29 protein-coding genes are annotated in these 26,485 nt (G+C 40.6%); 12 read left to right on the top strand and 17 right to left on the bottom strand.

What is annotated here, in order from left to right; translation table 11 throughout:
• Window positions 1–148: 148 nt before the first annotated feature.
• Both lplA and ACYH0L_RS05030 read right to left on the bottom strand, forming a co-directional pair.
• Window positions 149–1,138, bottom strand: coding sequence for a lipoate--protein ligase (lplA, locus tag ACYH0L_RS05035; protein ID WP_230030955.1), 990 nt, complete (start codon window positions 1,136–1,138; stop codon window positions 149–151).
• Window positions 1,139–1,140: 2 nt separating this feature from the next.
• Window positions 1,141–1,884 (bottom strand): MBL fold metallo-hydrolase, encoded by a 744-nt coding sequence (locus tag ACYH0L_RS05030; RefSeq protein WP_367308157.1) that lies wholly within the window; start codon window positions 1,882–1,884, stop codon window positions 1,141–1,143.
• A gap of 156 nt (window positions 1,885–2,040) precedes the next feature.
• Between ACYH0L_RS05030 and yhfH the strand changes: the two genes are divergently transcribed.
• Window positions 2,041–2,178, top strand: coding sequence for a protein YhfH (gene yhfH / locus ACYH0L_RS05025; RefSeq protein ID WP_008359029.1), 138 nt, complete (start codon window positions 2,041–2,043; stop codon window positions 2,176–2,178).
• Between the two features lie 373 nt (window positions 2,179–2,551).
• Window positions 2,552–3,808, top strand: coding sequence for a cation:dicarboxylate symporter family transporter (locus tag ACYH0L_RS05020; protein WP_482354480.1), 1,257 nt, complete (start codon window positions 2,552–2,554; stop codon window positions 3,806–3,808).
• Between the two features lie 219 nt (window positions 3,809–4,027).
• On the opposite strand, the gene ACYH0L_RS05015 is transcribed toward ACYH0L_RS05020, so the two are convergent.
• The 7 genes from ACYH0L_RS05015 to ACYH0L_RS04985 all read right to left on the bottom strand — a co-directional run bounded on the left by ACYH0L_RS05015 (window position 4,028) and on the right by ACYH0L_RS04985 (window position 14,075).
• Window positions 4,028–5,077, bottom strand: coding sequence for a M42 family metallopeptidase (locus ACYH0L_RS05015; RefSeq protein WP_099728526.1), 1,050 nt, complete (start codon window positions 5,075–5,077; stop codon window positions 4,028–4,030).
• 145 nt (window positions 5,078–5,222) lie between these two features.
• Window positions 5,223–7,532, bottom strand: a complete 2,310-nt coding sequence (locus ACYH0L_RS05010) for a YhgE/Pip family protein (protein WP_482354411.1) — start codon at window positions 7,530–7,532, stop codon at window positions 5,223–5,225.
• A 64-nt stretch (window positions 7,533–7,596) separates the two neighbouring features.
• Window positions 7,597–8,175, bottom strand: coding sequence for a TetR/AcrR family transcriptional regulator (locus tag ACYH0L_RS05005; protein WP_180275555.1), 579 nt, complete (start codon window positions 8,173–8,175; stop codon window positions 7,597–7,599).
• 175 nt (window positions 8,176–8,350) lie between these two features.
• Window positions 8,351–9,763, bottom strand: coding sequence for a protoporphyrinogen oxidase (hemY, locus tag ACYH0L_RS05000; protein ID WP_482354410.1), 1,413 nt, complete (start codon window positions 9,761–9,763; stop codon window positions 8,351–8,353).
• A gap of 22 nt (window positions 9,764–9,785) precedes the next feature.
• Entirely contained in the window at window positions 9,786–10,724 is a 939-nt protein-coding gene (gene hemH, locus ACYH0L_RS04995; protein WP_230030958.1) for a ferrochelatase, read from the bottom strand.
• A 32-nt stretch (window positions 10,725–10,756) separates the two neighbouring features.
• Complete coding sequence (gene hemE / locus ACYH0L_RS04990; RefSeq protein WP_099728531.1) at window positions 10,757–11,815, bottom strand: uroporphyrinogen decarboxylase; 1,059 nt, start codon at window positions 11,813–11,815, stop codon at window positions 10,757–10,759.
• Between the two features lie 124 nt (window positions 11,816–11,939).
• Window positions 11,940–14,075, bottom strand: coding sequence for a transglycosylase domain-containing protein (locus ACYH0L_RS04985; RefSeq protein WP_099728532.1), 2,136 nt, complete (start codon window positions 14,073–14,075; stop codon window positions 11,940–11,942).
• Window positions 14,076–14,202: 127 nt separating this feature from the next.
• Between ACYH0L_RS04985 and ACYH0L_RS04980 the strand changes: the two genes are divergently transcribed.
• Together ACYH0L_RS04980 and ACYH0L_RS04975 are read left to right on the top strand one after the other, a co-directional pair.
• Window positions 14,203–14,688 (top strand): antibiotic biosynthesis monooxygenase family protein, encoded by a 486-nt coding sequence (locus tag ACYH0L_RS04980; RefSeq protein ID WP_099728533.1) that lies wholly within the window; start codon window positions 14,203–14,205, stop codon window positions 14,686–14,688.
• Window positions 14,689–15,189: 501 nt separating this feature from the next.
• Window positions 15,190–16,377: a M20 family metallopeptidase gene (locus ACYH0L_RS04975; protein WP_327925092.1), complete on the top strand. Its 1,188-nt coding sequence runs from the start codon at window positions 15,190–15,192 to the stop codon at window positions 16,375–16,377.
• A 31-nt stretch (window positions 16,378–16,408) separates the two neighbouring features.
• Here ACYH0L_RS04975 and ACYH0L_RS04970 read toward each other — a convergent pair whose 3' ends face one another.
• From ACYH0L_RS04970 to ACYH0L_RS04960, 3 genes are read right to left on the bottom strand one after another with little or no spacing between them, the layout of a single operon-like run.
• Entirely contained in the window at window positions 16,409–17,110 is a 702-nt protein-coding gene (locus tag ACYH0L_RS04970; protein ID WP_099728535.1) for an EcsC family protein, read from the bottom strand.
• Window positions 17,111–17,163: 53 nt separating this feature from the next.
• Window positions 17,164–18,384: an ABC transporter permease gene (locus ACYH0L_RS04965; protein WP_482354409.1), complete on the bottom strand. Its 1,221-nt coding sequence runs from the start codon at window positions 18,382–18,384 to the stop codon at window positions 17,164–17,166.
• Window positions 18,377–19,117, bottom strand: a complete 741-nt coding sequence (locus ACYH0L_RS04960) for an ABC transporter ATP-binding protein (protein ID WP_099728537.1) — start codon at window positions 19,115–19,117, stop codon at window positions 18,377–18,379. The genes ACYH0L_RS04965 and ACYH0L_RS04960 overlap by 8 nt, the downstream gene beginning before the upstream one ends.
• A gap of 467 nt (window positions 19,118–19,584) precedes the next feature.
• On the opposite strand from ACYH0L_RS04960, the gene ACYH0L_RS04955 reads away from it, so the two are divergent.
• The 3 genes from ACYH0L_RS04955 to ACYH0L_RS04945 all read left to right on the top strand — a co-directional run bounded on the left by ACYH0L_RS04955 (window position 19,585) and on the right by ACYH0L_RS04945 (window position 21,898).
• Window positions 19,585–20,013, top strand: coding sequence for an HIT family protein (locus ACYH0L_RS04955; protein ID WP_096881197.1), 429 nt, complete (start codon window positions 19,585–19,587; stop codon window positions 20,011–20,013).
• A gap of 159 nt (window positions 20,014–20,172) precedes the next feature.
• Window positions 20,173–21,252 carry a 3-phosphoserine/phosphohydroxythreonine transaminase gene (serC, locus tag ACYH0L_RS04950; RefSeq protein ID WP_327925094.1) on the top strand — a complete coding sequence of 360 codons (1,080 nt, stop codon included), beginning with the start codon at window positions 20,173–20,175 and terminating at the stop codon, window positions 21,250–21,252.
• 127 nt (window positions 21,253–21,379) lie between these two features.
• The gene (locus ACYH0L_RS04945) at window positions 21,380–21,898 is read left to right on the top strand and encodes a tryptophan transporter (RefSeq protein ID WP_230030961.1); all 519 of its coding nucleotides are present in this window, start codon (window positions 21,380–21,382) and stop codon (window positions 21,896–21,898) included.
• A gap of 54 nt (window positions 21,899–21,952) precedes the next feature.
• Here ACYH0L_RS04945 and yhzF read toward each other — a convergent pair whose 3' ends face one another.
• A complete protein-coding gene (yhzF, locus tag ACYH0L_RS04940) occupies window positions 21,953–22,144 on the bottom strand; it encodes a membrane protein YhzF (protein WP_034321482.1) in 192 nt (63 codons plus the stop codon).
• Between the two features lie 128 nt (window positions 22,145–22,272).
• On the opposite strand from yhzF, the gene ACYH0L_RS04935 reads away from it, so the two are divergent.
• Both ACYH0L_RS04935 and ACYH0L_RS04930 read left to right on the top strand, forming a co-directional pair.
• Window positions 22,273–22,629 carry a YtxH domain-containing protein gene (locus ACYH0L_RS04935; protein WP_099728540.1) on the top strand — a complete coding sequence of 119 codons (357 nt, stop codon included), beginning with the start codon at window positions 22,273–22,275 and terminating at the stop codon, window positions 22,627–22,629.
• 187 nt (window positions 22,630–22,816) lie between these two features.
• Window positions 22,817–23,437, top strand: coding sequence for an HTH-type transcriptional regulator Hpr (locus tag ACYH0L_RS04930; RefSeq protein WP_099728541.1), 621 nt, complete (start codon window positions 22,817–22,819; stop codon window positions 23,435–23,437).
• Here ACYH0L_RS04930 and ACYH0L_RS04925 read toward each other — a convergent pair.
• Entirely contained in the window at window positions 23,415–23,759 is a 345-nt protein-coding gene (locus ACYH0L_RS04925; protein ID WP_230030962.1) for a YhaI family protein, read from the bottom strand. The two genes, ACYH0L_RS04930 and ACYH0L_RS04925, sit on opposite strands and share 23 nt — an antisense overlap.
• A gap of 230 nt (window positions 23,760–23,989) precedes the next feature.
• Between ACYH0L_RS04925 and ACYH0L_RS04920 the strand changes: the two genes are divergently transcribed.
• Both ACYH0L_RS04920 and ACYH0L_RS04915 read left to right on the top strand, forming a co-directional pair.
• Entirely contained in the window at window positions 23,990–24,508 is a 519-nt protein-coding gene (locus tag ACYH0L_RS04920; protein WP_099728543.1) for a DUF3267 domain-containing protein, read from the top strand.
• Between the two features lie 82 nt (window positions 24,509–24,590).
• Complete coding sequence (locus tag ACYH0L_RS04915; RefSeq protein WP_072368131.1) at window positions 24,591–24,776, top strand: hypothetical protein; 186 nt, start codon at window positions 24,591–24,593, stop codon at window positions 24,774–24,776.
• Window positions 24,777–24,829: 53 nt separating this feature from the next.
• On the opposite strand, the gene ACYH0L_RS04910 is transcribed toward ACYH0L_RS04915, so the two are convergent.
• Complete coding sequence (locus tag ACYH0L_RS04910; RefSeq protein WP_017360317.1) at window positions 24,830–24,919, bottom strand: YjcZ family sporulation protein; 90 nt, start codon at window positions 24,917–24,919, stop codon at window positions 24,830–24,832.
• Window positions 24,920–25,064: 145 nt separating this feature from the next.
• Window positions 25,065–25,151: a YjcZ family sporulation protein gene (locus ACYH0L_RS04905; protein WP_008361129.1), complete on the bottom strand. Its 87-nt coding sequence runs from the start codon at window positions 25,149–25,151 to the stop codon at window positions 25,065–25,067.
• 161 nt (window positions 25,152–25,312) lie between these two features.
• Between ACYH0L_RS04905 and ACYH0L_RS04900 the strand changes: the two genes are divergently transcribed.
• Window positions 25,313–26,197 carry a peptidylprolyl isomerase gene (locus ACYH0L_RS04900; protein ID WP_099728544.1) on the top strand — a complete coding sequence of 295 codons (885 nt, stop codon included), beginning with the start codon at window positions 25,313–25,315 and terminating at the stop codon, window positions 26,195–26,197.
• Window positions 26,198–26,250: 53 nt separating this feature from the next.
• On the opposite strand, the gene ACYH0L_RS04895 is transcribed toward ACYH0L_RS04900, so the two are convergent.
• A complete protein-coding gene (locus tag ACYH0L_RS04895) occupies window positions 26,251–26,481 on the bottom strand; it encodes a sporulation YhaL family protein (protein WP_041089925.1) in 231 nt (76 codons plus the stop codon).
• Window positions 26,482–26,485 lie beyond the last annotated feature (4 nt).

The raw sequence follows: 26,485 nt of genomic DNA, 5'->3' as shown, positions 1-26,485 counted from the left end.
TGAATGAATAGCCATTCATTTTATGGCCAAGCATTCCTCCTTTCTATTATAATAGACAATCGAAAAAATCCACAAGATCAAATGTTAATCGCTTTCATTTCTTTTAATCAAAAAAGCACCGCTATCTCTAGCCGTGCTTGTCCCCCGCTTAATAAATCAAATCAAGAAAATCTTCTTTCGATACGTTGCCGAAATAGTGGCGCATATCCATATCTTCTAATACGTCGCTGATGGTTTTACGATCATATTGCTGTCCGATCAGTCTTTTTTCAATATCGGCAATATCCCCCACACCAAAGAAGTCACCAAAGATCTTGCAGTCTTGGATCATGCCTTTTTTCACCTCTAAACGCAGATCGATCGAGCCAGCTGAGAACCGCTTAGAGTGCTGCAAATTAAACTTAGGTGAACGGCCGTAGTTCCATTCCCATTTTTGATATCGATCCTGGGAAATTTCATGGATCTTTTGCCAATCCTTTTCAGTCAGTTGATATCGAGGCACGTCCCCATCCGTATCAAAAATGTAGCTTAAAAGAATTTTTCTAAATTCCTCTGTTGTCATTTTTTGATCCATTAGTTCGCTAATATTCGCGACCCTGCTTCTAATGGATTTAATGCCTTTAGATTCAATCTTTTCTTTTTTCACATTTAATGCAGAGACGACATGTTCAATTTCTGAATCAAATAGCAGTGTGCCATGACTGAAAATACGTCCTCGTGTGGCGAACTGGGCATTTCCAGAAATTTTGCGTCCATCTGCCATGATGTCATTTCTGCCGCTTAATTCAGCTTTGACTCCTAGCTTTTCAAGTGCTTTGATGACTGGCTCCGTGAACTTTTTAAAGTTATGGAAGCTGTCCCCGTCATCTTTTGTAATAAAGCTGAAGTTTAAGTTTCCTTTGTCATGGTAAACTGCACCACCGCCGGATAGGCGGCGAACGACTTTAATGCTATTATCTTCCACATACTTTGTGTTGATTTCTTCTATTGTATTTTGGTTCTTTCCAATGATAATCGACGGCTGGTTGATGTAAAACAGCAAATACGTTTCTTCTGGATCTAAATATTTTAAGCAATACTCTTCAATTGCCAGATTAATCATTGGGTCAACATGTTGTTCGTTATCGATAAACAGCATCTCTATCTTCCTTCCTTGTTCCATCTAAGCCCTGAATGGGCAAGCTGTATACTGCCAGTATATAGTGTCTGCGCTTCATTGACTAGGTCTTTATGCCGTCCGAAATGAGGGAGATGAGTGATGATGAGCTCCCCAACCTTTGCTTCATTTGCAATCTTCCCCACTTCTGTACTGTTCATATGTCCTGCACCTGATCCGTCTTGTCCTGCGTAAAAATTGCTTTCGGCGATCAGTAGATCTGCATTTTTACTAAACGGGATAAAAGCGTCCTGATAGCTTGAATCTGCTGTATACACCACCACAGCATCATCTGTCTCAATTCTCATAGCATAGCATTCTGCCGGATGAACCGTTTTCAAAAAATAAATTTGAAATGGGCCGATTTGCATGCCTTCTGCCGGATGATAAGGCTTTGCTTTTGTATGTACATGATCAGAAAGCCGATCAAATGCCTCTTGATCACCAGTATGTCCATAGATCGGAAGCGGACCGCTGCTTTTCCCTAAATGATAACCCACTAATTTCGCATATTGGAGAGGTCCTATATCAGCAATATGATCGTGATGATAATGAGAAAGGAGAACAGCATCTAGTTCTTCTATATCAATGGTTTGCTGAAGCTTAGAAAGAACACCGCTCCCGCAGTCTACAAGCAGCCGGAAACCATCTGATTCAAAAAGATAACCTGATGTCGCCTCACCGGCTGCTGGAAACCCTCCGTAGCATCCAATCACGGTTAATTTCATCGTCATTCTTCCCTCCTTTTGTAAAAATCCCCTTCTTACAATATACCCATTTTTCATGAAAAAAGCATTCTTCTTGCCTATTGTTACAAAACAGATTGACAATTATTAATCTGTTATAATACAATGATAGTAACAAAATGTATTGGAGGATGACAAATGCTAGGAAAAATCACTGAGTTTTTTAGAAATTTGCCCTCAAAGAAATGCACAAAATGTGGAAATGATTTAATGGAACAGCACGAGTGTTACGGTAATGAATGTGAGGAATGCTCACAAGTAAGTTATCTTAAATAAGGGAATAAATTGAATAAAAAAGCACTTTTTTCCTCCGTCGTCAGTTGGAGTCAAAAGTGCTTTTTATTTTTTCAGAAAAATAGGTAAAAAGGTAAAACCCTTGTCACAAAAGGGTTTTTTAGTATTTTCATATGATGACTTTTAGTTCTGAAGACACTTTTTATTGACTTAAAACAACGGAGGAGGTTCGAAGTGTCCATTTTTTCAAACAATTTTGTATTTTCTCAATATAATTTAATCGTGGACGAACCTCTTTAATTTTAGTTATACTTTAATTCATATATTAAAACTTAATATGATGGGAATATTCCTTTAATGAATAAGTTAGGGAGGAAATCTATGAAAAAAGTTAAAATTCGGATTAGCTACACAAATCCTAATCGGTCTTATTCTCGGCGTCGTTGTTGGTGCGATCTTTTTCGGTAACCCAGGTGTTGAGACATACTTAAAACCAATTGGAGACTTCTTCTTAAGACTCATTAAGATGATTGTCATACCGATTGTCGTCTCTAGCTTAATTTTAGGTGTTGCAGGTGCCGGTGATGGTAAAAAAGTAGGGAAGCTCGGTTTTAGAACCATTCTTTATTTTGAAATTATCACAACATTTGCGATTATCCTTGGTCTTGTACTTGCTAACTTTGTTCAACCTGGTGCGGGCGTTGACTTTGGACATACGGAAAAACAAGATATTAGCCAGTATGTTGAAACGGAAAAAGAGCAAAGCAGTAAATCAGTTGCTGATACGTTCCTTCATATCGTTCCAACGAACTTCTTCCAATCATTGGCGGAAGGTGATTTGCTTGCGATTATTTTCTTCACTGTCTTATTTGCACTCGGCGTTTCAGCCATTGGTGAACGCGGTAAACCAGTGCTCGCCTTCTTTGAAGGTGTATCACATGCCATGTTCCATGTCGTCAATGTTGTGATGAAAGCTGCACCATTTGGTGTCTTCGCACTCATTGGTGTAACAGTTTCAAAATTTGGTCTTGAATCTCTTATTTCATTAGGTAAGCTTGTAGGTCTTGTTTATTTTGCGCTGGCTCTCTTCCTTATCGTTGTATTCGGAATTATTGGAAAGATGATCGGCGTCAATATTTTCAGATTTCTTGCTTACATGAAAGACGAAATGCTTCTTGCCTTTAGTACATCAAGCTCTGAAACAGTTTTACCAAGAGTCATGGATAAAATGGAGCGCATCGGATGTCCAAAAGGAATTGTCTCTTTCGTTATCCCAATCGGTTATACGTTTAACCTGGACGGCTCCGTCTTGTATCAAGCCATCGCTGCGCTTTTCCTTGCACAGGTATATGGCATTGACCTCACGATCGTACAGCAGCTCACACTTGTTCTTGTGCTGATGGTGACATCAAAGGGAATGGCTGCCGTTCCTGGTACTTCATTTGTCGTATTACTCGCAACACTAGGAACGATCGGTGTACCTGCTGAAGGTCTTGCATTTATTGCAGGTGTTGACCGTATCATGGATATGGCGCGAACTGTTGTCAACTTAACAGGTAATGCACTTGCAGCTGTCGTGATGTCTAAATGGGAAGGGCAATATGACCCTGAAAGAGGACATCGTGTGATGACTGGACAAGATGTTCCTGAGCCAACACAGCTTTCAAGCTAATCAAAAAGAACCCCGATAGATGGGGTTCTTTTTGATTGTTGACAAAGGGCTGAAATGATCTTTATTTTAGCCCTTTGTCTTCTGTTCAGCGTGATAGAAAACCTTTGAAGTCTAGGGTGCGGAGCGAATTTGACATTCGTGAGTACCAGTACGCAGGACTGACACAGAATGCGAGGGTTTGTCTACACGCTGAGAACCCCAATAGTCGAGGTTCTTTTTTTATGCTGTGATTAATTTGGATTGAACATAGTCGTAAAGGAGATTGGCTGTATGAATCAGTGAATCTTCATGGGTTCTTTCAAAAGCATGTGAAGAGTCAATGCCAGGTCCAATCAGTCCATGAATGATATCATGCCCTGCTCTAATCGCTGCTGATGCATCAGAGCCATAATAAGGGTAAATATCAAGACGGTAATCAATTTCATTTGCTTCAGCTAATGCTGCTAAATGCTTGCGTAAACCATAATGATAAGGACCGCTTGAATCCTTCACACAAATCGACACACTATATTCATCTGTTGATTGACCATCACCGATCGCTCCCATATCGACAGCTAGATATTCCACCGTTTCTTCTGGAATATTCGAATTTCCACCGTATCCAATTTCTTCATTATTTGAAATTAAGAAGTGTGTCGTATGCGGCAAAGTAATGTTCTCCGTTTGAATCCGGTGAATTAAACGCAGCAATAACGCCACACTTGCCTTGTCATCAAGGTGTCTTGATTTAATAAAGCCTGAAGACGTCACTTCTACTCTAGGGTCAAACGAGATAAAGTCCCCTACTTGAATCCCAAGTGCTTTGACATCGTCTGCCTTTTTCACCTTTTCATCGAGACGAATCTCCATATTTTCTTGGTTTCGTTTCGCTTTTCCAGCATCCTCATATACGTGAACTGACGTTTGATGCATGAGGATTGTTCCTGTATATGTACGACCTGATGCTGTTTCAATTTCACAATACTCGCCTTCGATTGAGTTATACTGAAAGCCCCCGATGAGTGCAAGACGAATTCGGCCATTTGATTTAATTTCCTTTACCATTGCACCGAGCGTATCGACATGCGCTGTCAGCATACGGTGTTCCTCGTCATCTGCTCCTTTTATTGTGGCAATTAATCCGCCTTTTCGATTACGCTTTGTCTCAATATTCAGATCTTGTAAAAAACGTTCAACAAAGCCGATCACCTTTTCTGTATTCCCTGATGGACTTGGGATCGATACGAGCTTTTGAATAAGTTGTATTGTTTCGTTTACTTCAGTCGTCATTCGGCATTTCCTCCTTTGTCTGAAAGCAATTCTTTCCATGTATGCCTTTTTCAGCATCTCTTCTTAAAATATATCGCTTCGGGTTCCTGATGTCTAATTTCTAATAGAAAAAACCCTTTCTCTATGAAGAGAAAGGATTCATTCATTACGCTTCTTCTTGTTTCATTTTTCTCACGTTCCAAGCAAAGTATGCTGTTGTTGCGGCCATCATGATGATGGCAACTGTTCCAAGGATCGCTGCTTGGTGCCATAAATAGCTGTCATCACCGCTTGCAATGATCGTTCTAAATCCGTTGATTGTATACGTCATTGGAAGCAGACTATGAATGACTTGGAAGAATTTTGGGACGAGCTCAAGCGGGAATGTACCCGCACTTGCTGCAAGCTGAAGAACCAAGATAATGACAGCGATGAAGCGCCCTGGGTTCCCCATTGTTGTCGCCAGAAGCTGAATGATCGCTAGGAACGTCAGACTGACGACGATCGCAAAGAGATAGAAGCGCCAGAGACTCTCCACCTCAAGACCAAGTCCAAAGATGAGCATGGAGCTTGCAATGACTGCCTGTAAGATACCGACAAGCAGGAGCACACTATATTTGCTGACAAACCATTCAAACGCATTTCTAGGGCGTCCAGCAGGGTCTTTCATTGGGAATACAACGGTGAGCATGAGAGCCCCTACAAAGAGTCCCATGGATAAGATATAAGGCGTGAGCCCTGTTCCGTAATTATCAATCTTTTTTGCTGTATCGTTTTCTGTTTTGACTGGACTCGCAATCATATTGTAATTGTCCTGATCCGCATCAATTTCACCTGTTTCATCCGCGGCGCTTTTCAATTTATCGGACAGCTTCCCTGTACCGCTCTTTAAGTCGCCTAATCCTTTATCAAGCGATTTTGAGCCTTCAGCAAGTTTAGATGAGTTGCTTTGGATACTCGTTGAACCACTTTCTAGCTTATTTAACGCTGCGCTAAGCTGGCTTGAACCATTTGCAAGCGTATCCGCACCACTTTTCGCTGTATCAAGCTTTCCATTTGCTGTTTGCAGGCCTTCTTGTAATTGCCCTTGACCTGTTTGAAGCTTAAGTGCACCTTGATACAATTTATTCGTACCAGATGTCATTTGATCAATGGCATTTTGTATCGCGACTGTAGATGTGTATAGCTGTTCTGTTTTCTTTGGCAGCTGTTTTACTTGCTGCAGCTGTGCTTTTGCCGAAGCAACCGCAGATTGAACTTCACTAGCATCGGGTAGTTCCTGCAAGGCTGCTAAGCTTTGCTCAAGTCCAGAAAGGTCAGGCAGATCAATTTTAGGAAGGCTTTCGAGCTGATCCATTGCCGCCTTTTTCTCTTCGTCTGTCATTGAGCTGTTTTGAATAATGCTTTTCACTTTTGCATCTCGATTAGACAGTGCTTCTTTTAATGAAGCAAGTTTTGTATTGAACGTTTGTGCGTCTTTTTTCACCTGATCTAGTTTAGGCGCCATCTTTTCAAGATTCGCTAATTCTGGTGAAGACAATACTTTTTCTACTGCTGCAATTTTTTCCGAAAATGACTGTGCTTTATTGTTTAGCTGCTCAATGCCTGCTGTGAATTGCGGCATTTTAGAAGCAAGCTGCTGATGTCCTTCAAGGCTTGTGTTTAACCCTTCGGTCAACGTATCAATCCCTGTGCCAAGCTCTCCAAATTTCTGATCGATGGTTTGATAGCCCGTTAAGAGCTGACCAAGCCCGCTGTCAAGAGAATGAATCCCTGTGTTCAGTTCACCCATTTTCCCTGCGAACTGATGAACGCCTTCACTATATGTTAACGTTCCTTCAGCCAATTTCGCCAGATTGTCTTTTAACTTTTTACTGCCATCTTTTGCGCTTTTTGTTCCGTCATCAATTTTCTTCGCACCATCGCTTGCTTGATCTAATCCTTTTGCAATGGTTTTGAAGTTATCAAAGATGACCTCTGCATAGTTTTCTGTGACTTCCTTTGAAACCGAATCTTTTAATTTGATAATGGCATTATTCGCAATTTGTGACGCAGCATAGTTTGCGCCTGGATTCGTATAATATTTCAAATTCGATTTTTTCGGATGTTTGTCTAGCACTGTACTTGCATTTTTAGAGAAATCTTTCGGTATTTCTACGACGAGATAATAGTCCTCGTTATTTAATCCCTTGACGGCCTTTTCTTCACTATCGACAAAGTGCCATTTAAAACTATCGTTCTTCTTCAATTCCTTCACCAAATCATCGCCGACTTGAAGTGTTTTGCCATCATAATGACTGCCTTCATCCAAGTTGACAACCGCTACAGGTAATTGATCAACTGTACCATATGGATCCCAGTAAGCCTTTAAAAATACACCACTATAAATCAGCGGAATAAATAAGACAGCTAAAATCGGGATCAGTAGTTTTTTGCTCGTCACAATGTCTTTCCATTGATTCCGAATTAAATTCATTGCTGTTTTCCTCCCATAGATGAATGACTAAATTGACAATTTGGTCATTTGAACTTAAAAAAAATTACGCTGTTGTAGAAAGCCCTTTTAGTACATAAAGCTCGAGCGATTCGGCTACTTCTTCTTTTGTTAAAGGCTCGTATCGCTTTTCCCAATCAAAAATAAGTGCAATATATAGTTTCACCATCACAAATGCAGTCAATTCAGGATCACAAGGCTTAATGTCGCCTTTATCAATCGCTTCTTTTACTTTTGTTTTAATATAGCGAATGATCATTTGCTCCATTTTTTCAATCATTTCCTTGACCGCGGACGTGCCAAGCTCCGCATTTTCCTGAAAGATTTTTATTGTGAGCTGGTGGTTTTTTCGAAATTCCAATATTGCAAAGAGTGCTAAGTGAAGGTTTTCAGAGAAACTATTCTTCTCATCAATTGCATCATCAGCAATTTTTCTCATCTCCATTAAAAGGGAAGTGAAAATTTCATCAAACAGCTCTTCTTTGTTTTTGAAAAAGGTATAAATGGTTCCTTTTCCGACGTTGGCAAGCTTCGCTACAAGGTCCATTGTCGTGGCTTTATACCCGAATTGAGTAAATGCCTTCGTGGCCCCATCTAAAATCATTTGTCTCCTATCAACACTCATGATCTCACTCCTGAAAATGACTATTTGAACGTTTTGGTCATTAAGTACAGAAAGTAATATACCATATCCTTTTCTACAGATGCAACTACTTTGTTCACTTTTATTATTCACAACTCTTTTCTTATCATACGAACATGAAAAACTCCCTTTCCATGACAGAAAAGGGAGTTTATTTTTATGAAAATAGGTAAGATACTGCCTCAGAGATGGCGGCTTTTCCTTGATCAATACAATCAGGGATTCCGACACCTTCAAAAGCAGCACCTGTGATATAAACACCAGGATATGATTGCTTAAACGTTTCACGCATATTCGAAATCTGCTGTTGGTGACCAACGTGATATTGCGGCATACTGGTTTTCCAGCGAGTCACCGTTGTCAGTTCTGGATCTGCTTTAATATCCATGATTTTTTTTAAATCTTCCAGCACGATGCTGACGATTTGATGATCAGACTGCTCGACAATCGATTCGTCACCAGCTTTCCCTACATACGCACGCAATAGCGTTTTTCCTTTAGGAGCTGTATGCGGCCATTTTTTATTCGTCCACGTACAGGCTGTAATAGAGAAATCACTGTTTCTTGAGATGACAAAACCTGTCCCATCATATTCATTATGAACATCCTCTTCTTTAAAGCCAAGTGCAACTGTTGCAACAGAAGTAGATGTCATGTCATGCAAGTAATCAAGCCCTGCTTCTTTTGGAAACATGGAATAGATCGATTGATGCTGCGTAGTGACAATAGCTGAATCTGCAAAAAGCGTTTGACCGCTGTCTAATTGTACGCCATAGCCTCCATCTGTTTTTTCAATCTGCTTCACTTTTGTCCCTTTATAAATCGTCGTCAGCTTGAGCTTACTTTCTACCGCTTCAACAAGGGCTTGCAGTCCTTGATTGATTGTTTGGAACTGTCCTTGTTTTTTCGCTGTCACTTGCTGCGCTTTCGCATGCTGCTGTGATTTTTTCATCCCAAGAATCAAACTGCGATGCTTTTGTTCCGTTTGATAAAACTGCGGGAAGGTAGACATTAAGCTAAGGCGGTCAATGTCACCTGCATAAATACCTGAAAGAAGAGGCTCGATTAAATTCTCAACGACTTCATCGCCCACACGTCTTCTAAAAAATTCACCAAGCGACTGATCTTCTGTCTGCTTGCTTTTTGGTAAAACGAAATCCATCGCCGCTCTCGCTTTTCCTGCTACTGAAAAAAGACCAGTTGTAATGAAAGGGCTGATTTGAGTTGGAATGCCCATGACAGCGCCCTTTGGCATCGGATGAAGGGTTTCATTGACTAATACATATGCTTGCCCCGTTTCATTATTGACGAGCTGATCGGACAGACCGACATCCTTTGCCAGCTGCGGTCCACTGACCTTTCTTTCCAAAAATGAATCAGGACCACGTTCAATAATGTAGCCATCTTTATATAATGTTTGTATTTTTCCACCCAGCCTAGGACTTGCTTCAATAAGAGATATTTGGATAGGGAGACCTTTTTCTTCAATCTCCTTTTCCAAATAGAAGGCGGCGGCTAAACCAGTGATGCCACCGCCAATGATGACAAGGTGTTTTTGATTGTCATGCATAGGATCGCCTTCTTTTATATGATTACTTGCTTTCGTCAAGCTTCTTTAACACGACTGTTGCCAGCGCATCAATAAATGCTGGTTTCGCATTTGGCATTTCTGGACGATAGTAGGCTGCACCGATTTCATCTGTTACGACTTTACATTCATAATCGTTGTCGTATAACACTTCCAGATGATCAGCGACAAATCCAACAGGCACATATACGAACGTTTTATAGCCTTTTTGTTCGAATAGATCCCGGGTTAGGTCTTGCACGTCTGGTCCAAGCCACGGATCAGGCGTATTACCCTCACTTTGCCAGCCAATTTCATAATGTTCAATTCCTGCTCCCTCTGCAATCATCTTTGCAGATTGTGCTAATTGATCAGGATATGGATCTCCTGCTGCAATAATTTTTTCAGGAAGGCTGTGTGCAGACACAATAAGCACAGCCGATTCTCTTTCTTCTTGACTCATGGATGCATACGTATCTTTCACTTGTTTCACCCAATAGTCCACAAACTTCGGTTCATCATACCAGCTTTCAACAGAAGTGATCTTCAGATTTCCAAGCTTATCTGCCTCATCTTGTGCACGTTTGTTATACGATTTCACACTAAATGTTGAGAAGTGCGGCGCAAGGACGATACTCACAGCTTCTGTGATGCCGTCTCGATGCATTTCAGCAACCGCATCCTCAATGAAAGGCTCGATATGTTTTAAGCCAATGTAGACATGAAATTCAATGTCCTCTTGGATGTCATTCAAATGATCACACAAACCATTTGCCTGCTGTTCTGTAATTTTTGATAAAGGAGATATACCGCCGATTGCCTTGTAGCGGTCCTTCAAATCCTGCAGCATCTCTGGCTCCGGCTTTCTGCCTCTACGGATATGTGTATAGTAACGCTCAATGTCTTCTTCTTTATATGGGGTGCCATATGCCATGACAAGAAGTCCCATTTTCTTTTTCTCCACAACCAACACTCCTTCAGATCATTTGAAATAGTTTAAATGGATGTTTTTTTATGTTTAGCCGAATAGTCGTGAATAAAACTTGTCAGCTTCTTTAACGTTTCTGGTGAAACATCAGGAAATACCCCATGACCTAAGTTAAAGATGAAGTGATCTGATTTCATCCCTTGATCTAAGATGTCTTTTGCTCTTTCTTCAATCACTTCCCATGGAGAAAGTAAGATGGTTGGATCAAGGTTTCCTTGTATCGTTTTTGTGAGTCCTTCTTTTCGCGCTTCGTCTACACTCATACGCCAATCAAGTCCAACGACATCAAGCGGCAGGTCATGCCAATCTTTCACCAGATGACTCGCACCAACTCCGTACATGATCATCGGTACGTTTTCAGACTTCAGCTCTGTGAAAATACGCTGCATGACAGGCTTAATGAATGTCCGGTAATCTGCTGCATTTAAGGCGCCAACCCAAGAGTCGAAGATTTGAAATGCACTGATTCCTGCTTTTACCTGCGCCCGTATGTACGTGATCGTCATATCAGCTAATTTATTCATTAATATCATCCATGTCTCTGGCTCACTGTACATGAGTGCCTTCGTTTTATGATAATTTTTAGATGGACCGCCTTCAATCATATAGCTTGCCATCGTAAATGGTGCACCGGCAAAACCAATGAGCGGAACATTTAGCTGCTCCTTCGTCAAAAGCTTGATTGTATCAAGCACATATGGCAGGTCTTCTTCAGGATGAAGTTCTCCAAGACGTTCTATATCTGCTTTTGTCCGAATGGGTGAATCAATCACAGGTCCAATTCCATTTTTAATTTCAACGTCCACTCCAATAGCCGGAAGCGGGGTCATAATATCTTTATATAAAATAGCGGCATCTACACCATATTGTTCTACAGGAAGTCTTGTTACATAAGCACATAGCTCTGGCTGATGCGTAATTTCAAATAGCCCGTATTTTTCTTTGAGGGCACGATATTCAGGCTGCGAGCGTCCTGCCTGTCTCATGTACCAAACAGGTACATGGTCTGTTTTTTCCCCTTTGCACGCCTTTAAGAACGTGTCATTAAAAGCTTTCGTTTTTCCCATTACCTTTCATTCCACCTTTCGCCCCACACTCTCTTTGTATAAGGCTCAAACACTGCTTTTACTATACCGCTTTTTCAAGGCACGGTATACTAAAGCGGCTCAATGTTCAAAAAATCGCCGAATATTAACGTCCAAAAGTCTCTGGCTTGACATAAGAACTGCCTTCGCCTTCTTCTTTTGTTTGGGTATTGTATGGAACAACCTTATACTGCGCATCTGAAAACACATTGGCATACGGCATTGTGTAGCTGCCCACGCCTGTCACTGAGTCGATCAGCGTCTCGCTTCCATTTCTCTTTTCATAGATGCGATATTCAACCCGTTTATCCTCCTGTTCGTCCCAAGACAGCTCCAATGTAAACAATCCTTTGATTTTAAAGGCATAGCGGGCTTCAAATCCTGATAGCCCTTCTAAATGGATCGGTGATTGAAGTTCTTTAATCCCCTCTGGCTTTTTGAATGTTTCATTGGTGATTTGGGCTGTCGTTAAAATATCTTTAAACAGCTGCACTGGATACTGACTGCCGCCAGTTAAATAGTGGCTGTTATCAGTTTTGTCATATCCCATCCAAATCGCACCCGTTGTACTAGGCGTATAGCCGGCAAACCAAGCATCTTTTGTTGCACCTTTCACACCTGAATAGGTGGTTGTTCCTGTTTTACCTGCTAAATCTCCAGCATATGAACCGCTCTGAGCTGTCCCGCCTTTGACGACTTGCTGAAGCATTCTCGTCATATTCCATGCGTTTTGCACACTAAACACTCGCTCTTGCTTGTTTCGATTCTTCTCAACAGTTTCCCCTTCATCATTGGTGATTTTCTGAATAAAGAAAGGCTTTTTATACACGCCTTCATTTGCAAATGTATGGAAGGCTCCAGCGATCTGCAATGGAGAAACCCCTTTTTCTAAGCCGCCAAGTGCCATGGCAAGTCCTTTATCCGAAATCTCCATTCCCATTTTTTCAAGATAAGATTTAGAGGTGTCAATGCCAAGCTGACTTAACGTCCACACAGCAGCTGTATTTTTACTCTTCATCAGGGCATCCACCATCGTGACCCTGCCTTCATACTGCCCATCGTAATTCTTTGGTGAATAGCCGTCATAGCTTTTTTCTTTGTCTTCAAGCAGTGAATAAGGTCTGAATTTTTTCTCCTGCATCGCCGGACCATACACCGCAATCGGCTTGAAAACAGATCCAGGCTGTCTAACAGCCGTTACCCTGTTATAGCCCCTTGCCTGATATTCTCGTCCTCCAATGGCTGCTTTTACTCCACCAGACTCGTTATCAATAAACACGGCGCTGCTTTCCGGAGACCCGCTTTTTCCCGGGAAATAACGGTTGTTTTTCATCGCATCATAGGCAACTTTTTGCAAATTCATATCAATCGGGACGGTAATGGTATAGCCGCCTTGAAGCAATTGCTCATGTGAAATGGCATACTCTGATTCCGCTTCTTTAATGATGAGATCGACATAGCTGTCCACCCAAGGCGTTTCTGATTTCTTTTTCAAATGGATACCTAGTGTCCTCCCTTTTGCTTCTACTGTTTCTGTGGATGACAAATATCCTTGTTCATTCATTAAATTCAGGATGGTATCTCGCCTTTTTTTATTTTTATCAGGATGTAAAACAGGCGAGTAAGAAGACGGTGCCTTTGGCATAGCAGCAAGTGTAGCACCTTCGCTGACAGTTAAATCTTTGACATCTTTACTAAAATAATAATTGGCTGCCGCCTGAATCCCATAGACGCCATGGCCGAAGTAAAGCTGATTCAAATACATCTCAAGCAGTTTATCCTTTGAATAATCTCTTTCTAAATTAATAGCAATAATGACTTCTTTTGTTTTTCGAAGAAAGGTTTTATCGTTTGTGAGAAAAATATTTTTTGCGAGCTGCTGGGTAATCGTACTGCCGCCCTCTACTTTTCCTCCTGCTAATATATCTCGATAAACCGCCCTTGAAATAGATTGTGCATCAATTCCATGATGCTCATAAAAACGCTTGTCCTCGACAGCAACAAAAGCTTTCGCTACTTTATCAGGTATCTCCTTTAATGACACAGGGTCCCGATTTTCTGAATACATACTTGTGAGTTCTTTTCCATTCTGATCAATGATTTTTGAGGAAGCGTGAAAAACAAGCTTCTTCTCATCTATGACATAATGTCCTAAAAATAAAATGGTCAGATAACCAATAAATGAAAGCACGAGTGTGCTTCCTGCAATGACTAACGGAATGATTATCTTCTTTTTCTTCACATTAGGTCACCTCATTCCTTTATACGGATAGTATGGGATGTATTGCTTCATAATATGTTTTATGGATTGACTACCAAAGAATTATATATCATTCTTTTGTTATACTATCAAGCAGGAGGCGGTTTAGATGAATGTCTATATTACATATGGAACAGCAGATTTCTTGCATAAAATCGCAAAGAAACACCATCTGGAAAATCTACTTTATATGGTTGGAAAAGAACAAGCGGCTCTTTTTCATGAAACCGAGGGAGAGACCGTATTTAAAGCCCCTCATGCCTATGATGTGATTTATGCGAAAGGCGAGCTTGTCCAATCTGGCTTCGTCACCTTGAATCATATCCCTGTTAAGCTTGAAAGCAGAGCACTTTTTGAATCCACCTTTCAGAAGAAAACAAACATCTCAGAGCATCAGCGCGGCTTCAAGGCTCTGCGTGTCTTAAGACCACAAAAAGATGAAGAGGTCTATCTGATTTTGACACTTTGGGAATCAGAGGATTTATTTCAAGACTTTCAAGAATCAGAAGCGTTCTTTCAGCCGCACGAGGATACAGGCTCCATCTTCTCTCGTCCTGCCTATCTCACATCCTACCATGCCGTCACAGACAATTAAGGAAGTGCTGCTTTTAGCACTTCTTTTTTCATAAAAAAAAGCCCATTAGCCGGGCTCTTCTTTTCATTATCTTCACTTAAGCTCGTACCGATGAATGATAGGCTGAAGCACATAGAAATTCAGCAATATCCACCCTAATAAGATCGGCCACTTCAACATAGGTGAAGCGCCTTTCAACTGAATAAGCAGCACCAATAGCGGAATCAAGCAGATCATGAAAAAACTCATCTTTGAGACAAACGTTTCTTTGATTTGGTGCCGACAGCTTGGACACATCATCATTCTCGTATGTGATAAATGAAACTTTTCAACGAAAGAAAATGCTTTTGAACAATTTGGACAGCTCCCCAATGCCACTTCCCCCTTTTTCCAGTTTCATATCAACCTTCGACTTTTATGTAAAATGACCTTTTGATGTTGAACACGAAATCCTCTTCTGTTGAAAGATTCTAACAATTACCATACAATCAGTAAAAGAGCATGAAGGAGGTTTTCGGATCAATGTCAATATCCACTTTACAAAAAAGCATCAATGAACGTCTTGATGAACATTATGAGGAAATGGTTGAAATTAGACGCCATCTCCATATGAATCCAGAACTTTCTTTTCAGGAAGAAGAAACAGCCGCTTTCATCGCGAATTACTATGAAACATTACATATACCTACACGTACTCAGGTGGGCGGTCATGGTGTTCTTGCTTTTATTGAAGGAGCTTCCCCAGGGCCGACCATTGCCCTCAGAGCTGATTTTGATGCACTGCCCATCCACGATGAAAAGGATGTGCCTTATCGATCGACAAAACCAGGTGTGATGCATGCATGCGGTCACGACGGGCACACAGCGACCCTTCTTGTATTAGCAAAGATCTTACATTCGCTTCGTGATCAATTAAAAGGGAAAATCGTCCTCATTCATCAGCACGCTGAAGAATATGCTCCAGGCGGTGCTAAGCCGATGATTGAAGACGGCTGTTTAGACGGAGTCGATGTCATATTCGGTACTCACCTTTGGTCATCAGAGCCTTGTGGCACCGTTCTGTATAAAAGCGGGAACTTTATGGCAGCCGCCGACCGTTTCTCTATTCAAGTCCAAGGTAAAGGCGGACACGGCGCCCAGCCTCATCTAACAAAAGATGCTGTACTCATCGGTTCACAAATTGTCGCAAACTTGCAGCAGGTCGTCGCCCGTAAAGTCAATCCAATTGATTCAGCTGTTGTATCGGTTGGAGGTTTTGTGGCTGAGAATGCCTTTAACGTCATTGCAGATTCAGCAGTTTTAACCGGCACTGCACGATCCTTTGAAGAAAATGCACGTCATATCATTGAACGTGAAATTGAACAGGTGGTGAAAGGGGTTTGCCACATGCATGATGCATCGTACACATATGAATATGTGAGAGGATATCCTGCTGTCAAAAATCACCCAAAACCAACTGAATATATTGCTGAAATAGCAAGACAGACAGAAGGTGTCATAGAAGTAAAAGAAGCGGAAACCCAAATGGGCGGAGAAGATTTCGCTTACTACCTACAGCATGTTCCTGGCACCTTCTTCTACACAGGAGCCATGCCAGAAAACAGCCAGGATATGTATCCACATCATCATCCGAAATTCGATATCAACGAAAAAGCAATGCCAGTCGCAGCAAAGGTACTCGCTCACGCCGTTCTTTCCTATGATGAATGAAGAAAAGCCGCTGATCAGCGGCTTTTTCACTTCATTTCTTCAATACTCGTAAGTGAAACACATGGCGTGCAACATCTCCGAGCTGTCCTGTCAGCTGATGATTGGCCACCCCGCCAACAGCCGCACCGACGACTGGCATTAATTGAAACAGCTTCACAAGGTCAATGTAATCTCGGTACTCCTGCTGAAAGCTGTACCAATCCATTTCCTCCCGGCTTGTTTCCCAATCATCAATGACCTTCATCATCTTTTGACGATGTGCACTGCTTGAAAAGGCGAGTTGAAAAATACAGAGCAAAAAGAGTCTTTCCTCTTTTTGAGACAAATCAAAGCCATAAATACATGCCAGCTCATAAAGACATTTCATTTTAATGCTCAGCAGCAAGGGAAAGTCCGCCATTCCAAGGAATACACCGCCTGCCCCTGTTCCAATTCCTTCGATCGCCGCCGCCTTTTGATAATACTTCACTTTATCCTTTGCCAGCTCATTTCGCTCTACGATCGTTAATTGTTCATCGATCACTGAAAATGAAGTGAAGTGCGTCCCTGATACGGTGGATTCGACCATTGATTTCACCGCACTTGTGATGACTTGATGAAATCTCGCAGGTATTCGGCGATTCACTTGCTGCTGAACTCCTTTTGAAAATCGTTCGATCTTTGAAGGTTTTCTTAAAAATCGCGTTTGAAAAAGAATGGCCTCATCATACAACTCCCGTTCAGCTGCATTCATCCGGTTCCCTCCTTGATGTCATCATACGCTCGCTGTAAAAAATAGATTTCCACTTATCTCATCTTTTTTAATCGACTTTGGACGTAAGGCTTGAATAGAACAAGCACAAATGTCAATGAAATGAGAAGAGCAAGTCCACTTCCCTTCCATCCTCCTGCTGGGAGTACCGCGCAGCTCAGCAAAATCGATTGAATGATGAGCACATTACGGACGAGAACAAAGAAGCTACGATCCTTTTCTTGCTGAGAAACTGGATATAGTGCCTGTAACGAAAGATGCGCAAAGTGCTTCGTTAACGGAACAAGCTGTACACCAGTGATAAATACTGTGAACAAGACAAGTAACGCGCCCACCCAGTCTGCTGCGCCTGTATACAGAATAATCAGCACAAACACGACCGTTAATCTAAACACAAGACCAAAATAATCATTTGAACGTAAAAACGCCCTCACATACATGTAAGAAAAAGTTTTACGCTGCTCGTAAGGAACAAATTGCAAGATCCAGTCCATGTACGCTCTTCTTTTCACCTGTTTCTTTAAATGAGGCACATCTGTAAATAAGTTTGCCAAGCGATAAAAGCGCTGTTTCCGTTTTAATTCATCAGAAATATGCAATTCCCATTGAAAAGGCTGTTTTTTCACTGCATTTGTTAAGTAAATAAGATAGACGGCATATATAAGATAAAGAACGATTGCAATCGAATAGGCTGCCTGTAAAACGGTATACATCAGAAATGTATTCAATAGAAAACGAAACACTGCATCAAGCCATCTGACATGCTTTCCTTGAAAATAAGTGATTCTCCATTGAATCGCTGTATTCAGGCCCTTTATCAAGATCATTTGCGCCAAAATCAGCACATAAAGCATGAGATCTCCTGAAGATACAGCCGAATAAAGCGGGAGTGCGATAATCGATACGGCAATCAAAGGAAACAGCTGAGAAAGGAAGCTAAAGTTAAAAGCGTTTTTTAAATAAGGCTCCATCTTCGCTTCCAGAGGAAGCAAAAACACGAGATCTGCCTCTTTGATCAACGTACGTACGTAAGAGCTTGTCAGCACCAATGAGAAAACAACTGCCATGACCCAGTACGAAGGGAAGTGAGTTGGAATATGTTTGAGCCAGCCGCTATACCAGCTCGCCCCGCCTGCAAGGAAAAAAATCAGCACAATGACAAGATGATCATTGAACATGTATTTTAAATATTTTCTTGTGTCTTGCATGTGTTCCTCTAATCGTGATTTCCAAATGGTTTGCGTTGTTTTACTCATAGTTTTCTTCCTTTGTTAATTCCAAATAAAGATCATCGAGTGTCGCATCTCTCATGTTGAACTGCTCTCTTAGCTCTGTCAGTGTTCCTTTCGCTCTGATTTCACCTTCATGCAAAATAATAAAGGAATCACAATAACGTTCAGCTGTCGCCAAAATATGCGTTGACATCAGGACACTAGCGCCGCTTGTCTTTGCAGCATTCATTCGTTCTAATAGTGCATTTATCGCAAGAGGATCAAGCCCTAAAAACGGTTCATCGATGATATACAGCTCTGGTTCAACAAGGAACGCACACATAATCATGACCTTCTGCTTCATACCCTTAGAAAAATGAGCAGGGAACCATTTCAACCGTTTCTCCATTCGAAATTCTTTCAGCAATGATGGTAGACGTTCTTCTAGTTGTTCCTTTGAAAGACCGTAAGCCATCGCTGTCAGCTCTAAATGCTCTTTTAGTGTTAACTCTTCATATAAGACAGGTGTTTCCGGAATAAAGGTGAATTGCGAACGATACGCCTCTTGATCTTCTTGTAATGTTCGTCCATTCAGTTCAATGACACCTTTATGTGGTTTCATCAGACCGATGATATGACGAATGGTTGTACTTTTCCCCGCTCCATTTAAGCCAATGAGACCGACGATTTGATTTCTTTCTAATTCAAATGAAATATTTTTTAGAACGGGATTCTTCGTATATCCACCCGTTACATCTTTTACAGTTAAAAGGGACATGAGTTCGTTCCTTTCTTTCTTTTTTCCTTTATAGTACCAAAAACGAAAGGTAATTTGAAATGTTTACCTATAGACGAGCCTGAATAAAAAATAGGCGCATTGGTCATCATAATGTATGTAGAAGAAATGAACTTGATGACCAATAAGTAAATGAGGTGTTTGTTAAAGGCAAAGTACCGCATGACAAGTTGGTTTTTCATCTAAAAACCTTAGCTTCTGTTTTGCTTCACTGATTCTTGATTTTTGTGTCCTATACAATCGTCAAATGAGGTGTTTACGGCAGAAATAGCAGGCATATGAATTCTTTATTTCAGTAAATAGAGAATTCAAAAGGCATATCGAATGAAAGCATCAGCATTTCTTCTGCAGGAGCAGGATGAGCGACCAAAGGAGTTCGCTTGTCCTGTTTTCTTTTTTTCTTCTTTTTGTGATACGATAAAGGAAAAAATAATGAGGAGTGACACGGCGTGAGCGACTGCATTTTTTGCAAGATCATTGATGGAGACATTCCATGTGCAAAAGTATATGAAGACGAGCATGTATTGGCTTTTCTTGATATTAGCCAAGTAACAAAAGGGCATACCCTTGTTATCCCGAAAATACATAAAGAAAACATCTATGACATGACACCAGAAGTGTCTAATCACTACTTCCAAGCGATTCCGAAAATTGCAAGGGCGATCAAACAGGAATTTGAACCAATTGGTTTAAACCTCCTGAACAACAACGGCGAAAAAGCCGGACAATCTGTGTTCCATTACCACATGCATATCATTCCGCGTTACGGCAAAGGCGATGGCTTTGGTGCCGTATGGAAATCACATCAAGACCAATACACGTCAGAGGATTTAAAAGAGATTTCTTCTGCCATCCACACGCGGCTTACCTCATCTTAAAAGATGAGGTTTTTCTTATTTCTGCCACTTCTTAAAGCTTACATTTCCTAATAGTAAGATATTTAGAACGATTCAAATTTTTTGTCCAAATGCTTCAAATTTGTGATAGGATGGTTTTATCTTTTGATCCATTAACGCGAGAAATAGGGAGAGATTGTGATGAAGCGAACGACGAATTTTAATGCTGGTCCGGCGGCACTGCCGCTAGAAGTGCTTCAAAAAGCACAGGAAGAACTTGTTGATTTTAAACAAACTGGGATGTCTGTGATGGAGCTTTCTCATCGCAGCGGTGAATATGAAGAAGTCCACAATAAAGCAAAAGCGCTTTTAGTGGAGCTGATGGACATTCCAGAAGATTATGAGATCCTCTTTTTACAAGGCGGAGCTAGTCTTCAATTTGCGATGATTCCAATGAACTTCTTACATGAAGGTGAAACCGCTCATTTCATTCAAACAGGCGCTTGGTCAGAAAAAGCATTGTCAGAAGCAAAAGGATTTGGTGAAACGTCTGTGTTTGCCTCAAGTGAAGATGACAATTATTCGTATATTCCAGATGTAGATGCTTCCGGTTTAACAGACGGTGCTTACTTGCACATCACATCGAACAATACGATCTTCGGCACACAGTGGAAAACGTTCCCGGACACTTCATTGCCGCTCATTGCGGACATGTCCAGCGATATTCTCAGCAAACAAATAGACGTTTCTTCATTTGATTTCATTTACGCCGGTGCACAAAAAAACCTAGGACCTTCTGGTATCACGATTGTGATCGCGCGCAAACGTTTTTTAGAGAAAGAAAAAAGCGGCACGCCTAAAATATTAAAATATTCAACACACGCAAAAGCCAACTCTCTTTATCACACACCACCGACTTTTGCGATTTATATGCTGTCTCTTGTCCTTGAGCATGTCAAAAACGCTGGCGGCGTAGAAGCAGCGGAAAAACGCAATGAACAAAAAGCGGGCATTCTCTATGAGGCGATTGATCAAAGTGGCGGCTTTTACAAAGGGCATGCCCGCGCTGACAGCCGTTCTCATATGAATGTCACGTTTACCCTTCGTGATGACACACTCACCGCATCATTTGTGGAGAAAGCCAAACAAGAACAAATGGTTGGACTTGCAGGACACCGTTCTGTCGGTGGATGCAGAGCATCTATTTACAATGCGGTTTCAATTGAAGACTGCCAAAAGCTTGCGGACTTTATGAAAAAGTTCCAGCAAGAAAATGAGTAAAAAGGCTTTTCTATCATGAAATCAATTTGTTATAATAACGAGAACTATCAAATGATGACTCTTGCAATAAATGATGAGCCATATTATTGGAGAGTCCTATAAGAGCTTAGCAGAGGAGAGCATAGAAATGAAAACAAAAGAATTAGTGATTATGTCATTGCTTGCAGCAATGGGAGCTGTTTTGCATACGATTTTCCCGCCCATCTTTTTCGGAATGAAACCTGATATGATGCTGGTCATGATGTTTTTAAGCATCATCCTTTTCCCTAAGGTACAGCATGTAGTCGTGATTGCCCTAGTGACTGGTGTCATTTCCGCTTTGACAACGGGTTTCCCAGGCGGACAAATTCCAAATATGATTGATAAACCAGTGACAGCCTTTATCTTCCTAGCCCTTTTCTTATCTTGCCAGAAGATGAAGAACAAAATCGTGCTGACCGCTGTGCTAACAGCTATTGGAACCGCCGTATCCGGCGTGATTTTCCTATCTGCCGCTTTACTGATCACAGGACTGCCAGCTGCATTACCAGCACTTCTTGTGGGTGTTGTCCTGCCAGCAGTTGTGATTAATACCATTGCCATGGTATTTGTCTTCCCAATTGCTCAGTCCATTCTAAGGCGTGCAAGAATGATAGAAGTTGCATAACGCATAACGCATAACGAACCTCTTCATGTCAGATGAAGAGGTTTTTTCATGCTTTTATAAAAGAAAAAGGGTAAGCAGCAAAACGAGAAGCGAAATCCCTGCACCTGCCGCACACACAAGTGCTTTTTGCTTTAATACATGTTTTGGCGGATAAGACCCTGCATACCCAAGCTGTCTTGCATAATGAATGGAACCACCTGTGAAAACGACACCGATACACGTAAAAACGAACAGAAAGACAGACAACCTTCTCCCCTCCCTTTTCTTCAAAAGTATGCTAAAATAAAGCAAGCTATGTATGGAAGTTCAATGAAGCTGATCATCAGCTAAGAGAGAACATGCGAATGTGTAAAATTTGACTAGAGGTGATTTGAATGGCTAGTGGACGTTCTTTATTAACAGGATTATTTGTAGGCGGTCTCCTCGGAGGTGCGGCAGTGCTCCTGACGACTCCCTCTTCTGGCAGAGATGTACGCGGAAAGATGAAAGACAGCTATGACAAATTCGAAGATACGCTGACAAGATTAAAAAGAGACGGACAAGCTTTAAAAGAGCAAATTGTTGCAACGGCAAAAGAAAGTGCAGAAGTCATTAAAGAGGTTGGGACTGAATTGCAAACATCTATTCAGCAATGGCGCGAAGAAATCAAACCTCATCAGCAGGACTTACAAAAGGAAATTCAGGAAATTGAGGAAAAGCTTAAACAACTGGAGAAAACCTTACAAAACTAATATACTCACAAATAAATATTCGTTTACAAAAGTGTGCGGGGTGCGTATCCCGCACTTTTTTTGTTGAAAAAAGGTTATTTTGTCAATGTTTTTCATGACTTTTAAAAATTCTTGAATTTTCAGCTTTATTAATCTTTATTTTATTGGCATAATAGAATTACAAGAAAAAGAGAAGTAGGTGAAATGGATGAATCATTCGGAACAGCCTTTCGATGTAAAAGAAGCACTTTTATTCAGTCAAAGAATGGCCCAATTGAGCAAAGCTCTTTGGAAATCCATTGAGAAAGACTGGCAGCAGTGGATCAAACCGTATAACCTGAATATTAATGAACATCATATTTTGTGGATTGCGTATCAATTAAAAGGAGCTTCAATATCAGAAATTGCAAAGTTTGGCGTCATGCATGTATCAACTGCGTTTAACTTCTCCAAAAAACTGGAAGAAAGAGGATTTTTGAAATTTTCTAAAAAGTTAAACGATAAACGCAATACGTATATTGAGCTAACGCCAAAAGGCGAAGAGACATTCCATAAACTACTCGAAGATTTCGACCCGGCCCGAACTGGTATTGTCAAAGGCGCACAGCCGCTTCATGACATTTACGGAAAGTTCCCTGAAATTTTAGAAATGATGTGTATTATCCGAAACATTTATGGTGAGGACTTCATGGAGATTTTTGAGAAATCGTTTTCAAACATTGAGAAGGACTTTTTGAATGAGCGTGGAAAAATCACGAAAAAGCCTGAGGAACTCGAAGACTCAGCTGAGGCAGCAGAAAAAGCGGCTAAATCAAATCAAATTGTTTAATGATCTTTATAAATTCATTCATTAACGGCTGAAACAGCCCTTGATCATGTAAAGCAAATATTGTCTCATGAACATCCAGCTTTTCAATTAACTGTCCCGCAAAAAGCGCAAGGAGATCGTCAAACATGACATAGCCTTGTGCTTTTTGCTTGTCCATTTCATCTGAAAGCTCAGCACAAATACGCTCAATATCCTCTGCTTCTTCTTTCGATACACGCTGCCGGATCAATAGCGCATAATATGGATAACGGCTCATATCTGTCGCCGTCAGTAAAAGTTCCATATAATATTCGAGTTGGCTCATTCGTTCCTCAATACTCATGTACGTTCCCTCTTTCTCTTAGTCTTTCTATTTTAGCCGAAATGACTCATTGACGAAAGAGACGAACCTCCCCCTTATGTCTTTTTTTCTTGAAAAATCCAAAGTTTCCTCTCTTTATTCCATATGAATGCAACATTTTATTTTTTTTCATAAAAACCATTGATTTTTATCCTCAGGAAGAGTAAATTATCTGGAGATATTCAATTAGATTTTAGATTGGAAGGATGAAAATGAATTGTTGGAAGACCATTAATCTTGAAAAGGATTATGGTTATACGAGAATGGTGATTTCAGCTATAAGTCTTGCTGTACTTTTTTTCATTATGGCTTTTTTATGTTTTCAACTGACTCATCCTGAAACGAGACTAAGCAGTCACAATGCACCGCTTTTTGCTGTGCTTTTACTTGCGACATTGCTTGTCCACCGTGTGGTTCACTTGATTCCAGTGATGAAAAACAAGAAAAAAATGACGTTATTTAAACGAAATTGCTGGCAGCGCGTGCCAAAGAGAGTGATGCTTTTCTCACTGCTCAGCCCGTTTTGTGTCATCTCACCTGTTTACTTTTTTTTAGGCATGGCGTTTCCAATGTACGCACACTATTTTATCATCATTGCAAGTATTCATGCAGGCTATTGTTTGCCTGATTTTTTATTTGCATGGAAACTGCTAAAAGCACCAAAATCCTGTATCATTGATCAAGCCCAAGACGAGTTTGATATTTTAGTTGACCAAACTTCCTCATCATGAGGTTTTTAAAGCCAACTTCTATCTTTTTCATAAAAAATTTGGTAATGTAGTATGGGAATAGCATAGAGAGGGGGGATCTCCGATAGTTTTATTTTACTTCATCGTCTTTGCCGCGTTTATTGTGTATTCAATAAACAGGCTTACTAATACATTATGCCTTGTCAGAGAGATTCCTGAAGAACGGCAAGATAAGGTGTTTCGCTTTATCAATGTATCGATACTGATCTTACTTATCTCATCATTTGTTGAAATTACCATTTCTATTTAAGATCAAAGCAAAAGCTGCCAGTTTGAGGGCAGCTTTTTGTATTCTATGATCTATTAGCAAATCCAAGATGCACCGATAATGATCAATAAGATGAATAACACGACGACTAGTGCAAAACCGCCAGCAAAGACTTCTCCTCCCATGTGAAAACACCTCCTGCCAGTTCTTCCTCTGTTCTAAGCACAGTGTATGCAGAAAAATTGAAAACGTTTAGGCACCTGTCATCGTTTGAAAAAAGAACCGCCCGCACGCATGGCAGGACGGCTCCTTTCTGTAACAGCGATTTAATTAGTAAAGATATGCTGCACCAACGATGATCAGCAAAATGAATAGCACGACCAATAAAGCAAACCCATTAGAATATCCTGCTCCCATATAATTCAGCCTCCTTTTTGTGATCACTATATGTGTATGTGGCGCGCAAATTTTTGACTAGACGAATGCCCTCCCATTTGCATTTCTTTTTACAGCGTGTCACAATATGTTATGATACAAGCAATGATAAATAAATTGGAAAGATTAGGAGTGTTTTTTGAATGAAAAAAATGGCTTTAGCAGCTGTAACAGCAGTAAGTGTTTTAACTCTTGGCGCATGCAGTAGCGGTGATAAAGATGTAATCGCAACAACAAAATCAGGAGATGTCACAAAAGAAGAGCTTTATACAACTCTTAAGAAACAAGCAGGTGGAGATGCTTTAAACCTACTTGTTCAACAAAAGGTTCTTGCTGACAAATACAAAGTATCAGATAAAGAAATTGATAAGAAAATGGAAGAATATAAAAAGACACTTGGTGAAGATCGTTTAAAACAACTTCAAGATGAATTCGGAAAAGATTACATCAAAGATCAAGTAAAATATGAGCTGCTGACTCAAAAGGCTGCCAAAGCTAACATCAAAATCACTGATAAAGAAGTAAAGGCGTATTACGATGACCTAAAAGGAAAAATCCGTGCGAGCCACATTTTAGTAGCTGATAAGAAAACAGCTGACGAAGTGGAAAAGAAATTAGATAAAGGTGAAAAATGGGATGCCCTTGTGTCTGAATATTCAACTGACACGGCTTCAGCAGCACAAGGCGGCGATGTAGGCTGGTTCGCAAAAGAAGGTCAAATGGACGAGAACTTCAGTAAAGCTGCTTTCAAACTAAAGGTGAATGAAATCAGCAAACCAGTGAAATCACAATTTGGCTACCATATCATTAAAAAGACCGAAGAACGCGGTAAATACGATGACATGAAAGCAGACTTGAAAAAAGAACTACTTAATCAAAAACAAGCAGACACAAATGAAATCCAAACGATCTTAAACAAATTGGTGAAAGATGCCGATGTGAAAGTAAAAGATAAAGAACTTGAAAACACATTCAAAGAAAAGTCTCAACAACCCGCACAAAATCAACAACCTCAACAAAACCAGTAATCACAAAAAACCCCTCTGCCGTGATCGTGCAGAGGGGTTTTTATATGACCTGATTAAGCAATCGAGTGATCTTCATGTGCCGCCGTATCCTGTGATCTTTTCACTTGCTGATCTTGACGTCTGCGCTCTCTTTCTTGTTCCATTCGCTCGATAAAAATTTCTCCTTCCTTTTCAATAAAGGATTGATCAATTTCTTGCTCCTCTTTGGCCGTTGTCATTAATTTATACGCACAGAAAATAATGCCAATGATACATGCATACACCCACCATGGAAAAAACAACATTTTT

Source organism: Bacillus sp. MC1252, from assembly GCF_056838025.1.
The sequence above is the reverse complement of the archived record's forward strand: the minus strand, read 5'-3'. Positions and strand labels throughout refer to the sequence as shown.

Coding starts and splice junctions, on each gene's coding strand:
- ACYH0L_RS05030 (WP_367308157.1), bottom strand. CDS start 1,884: ATGAAATTAACCGTGATTGGATGCTACGGAGGGTTTCCAGCAGCCGGT.
- ACYH0L_RS04905 (WP_008361129.1), bottom strand. CDS start 25,151: ATGGGAGCAGGATATTCTAATGGGTTTGCTTTATTGGTCGTGCTATTC.
- ACYH0L_RS05010 (WP_482354411.1), bottom strand. CDS start 7,532: ATGAATTTAATTCGGAATCAATGGAAAGACATTGTGACGAGCAAAAAA.
- ACYH0L_RS04920 (WP_099728543.1), top strand. CDS start 23,990: ATGAATTGTTGGAAGACCATTAATCTTGAAAAGGATTATGGTTATACG.
- ACYH0L_RS04895 (WP_041089925.1), bottom strand. CDS start 26,481: ATGTTGTTTTTTCCATGGTGGGTGTATGCATGTATCATTGGCATTATT.
- ACYH0L_RS04970 (WP_099728535.1), bottom strand. CDS start 17,110: ATGAATGCAGCTGAACGGGAGTTGTATGATGAGGCCATTCTTTTTCAA.
- ACYH0L_RS04925 (WP_230030962.1), bottom strand. CDS start 23,759: ATGAGTATTGAGGAACGAATGAGCCAACTCGAATATTATATGGAACTT.
- ACYH0L_RS05015 (WP_099728526.1), bottom strand. CDS start 5,077: ATGACGACTGAAGTAAACGAAACAATACAACTTATTCAAAAGCTCGTA.
- ACYH0L_RS04960 (WP_099728537.1), bottom strand. CDS start 19,117: ATGTCCCTTTTAACTGTAAAAGATGTAACGGGTGGATATACGAAGAAT.
- ACYH0L_RS04975 (WP_327925092.1), top strand. CDS start 15,190: ATGTCAATATCCACTTTACAAAAAAGCATCAATGAACGTCTTGATGAA.
- ACYH0L_RS04910 (WP_017360317.1), bottom strand. CDS start 24,919: ATGGGAGGAGAAGTCTTTGCTGGCGGTTTTGCACTAGTCGTCGTGTTA.
- serC (WP_327925094.1), top strand. CDS start 20,173: ATGAAGCGAACGACGAATTTTAATGCTGGTCCGGCGGCACTGCCGCTA.
- lplA (WP_230030955.1), bottom strand. CDS start 1,138: ATGCTGTTTATCGATAACGAACAACATGTTGACCCAATGATTAATCTG.
- ACYH0L_RS04980 (WP_099728533.1), top strand. CDS start 14,203: ATGAATGTCTATATTACATATGGAACAGCAGATTTCTTGCATAAAATC.
- yhfH (WP_008359029.1), top strand. CDS start 2,041: ATGCTAGGAAAAATCACTGAGTTTTTTAGAAATTTGCCCTCAAAGAAA.
- hemY (WP_482354410.1), bottom strand. CDS start 9,763: ATGCATGACAATCAAAAACACCTTGTCATCATTGGCGGTGGCATCACT.
- ACYH0L_RS04930 (WP_099728541.1), top strand. CDS start 22,817: ATGAATCATTCGGAACAGCCTTTCGATGTAAAAGAAGCACTTTTATTC.
- ACYH0L_RS04900 (WP_099728544.1), top strand. CDS start 25,313: ATGAAAAAAATGGCTTTAGCAGCTGTAACAGCAGTAAGTGTTTTAACT.
- ACYH0L_RS04965 (WP_482354409.1), bottom strand. CDS start 18,384: ATGAGTAAAACAACGCAAACCATTTGGAAATCACGATTAGAGGAACAC.
- ACYH0L_RS05005 (WP_180275555.1), bottom strand. CDS start 8,175: ATGAGTGTTGATAGGAGACAAATGATTTTAGATGGGGCCACGAAGGCA.
- ACYH0L_RS04945 (WP_230030961.1), top strand. CDS start 21,380: ATGAAAACAAAAGAATTAGTGATTATGTCATTGCTTGCAGCAATGGGA.
- ACYH0L_RS04935 (WP_099728540.1), top strand. CDS start 22,273: ATGGCTAGTGGACGTTCTTTATTAACAGGATTATTTGTAGGCGGTCTC.
- hemE (WP_099728531.1), bottom strand. CDS start 11,815: ATGGGAAAAACGAAAGCTTTTAATGACACGTTCTTAAAGGCGTGCAAA.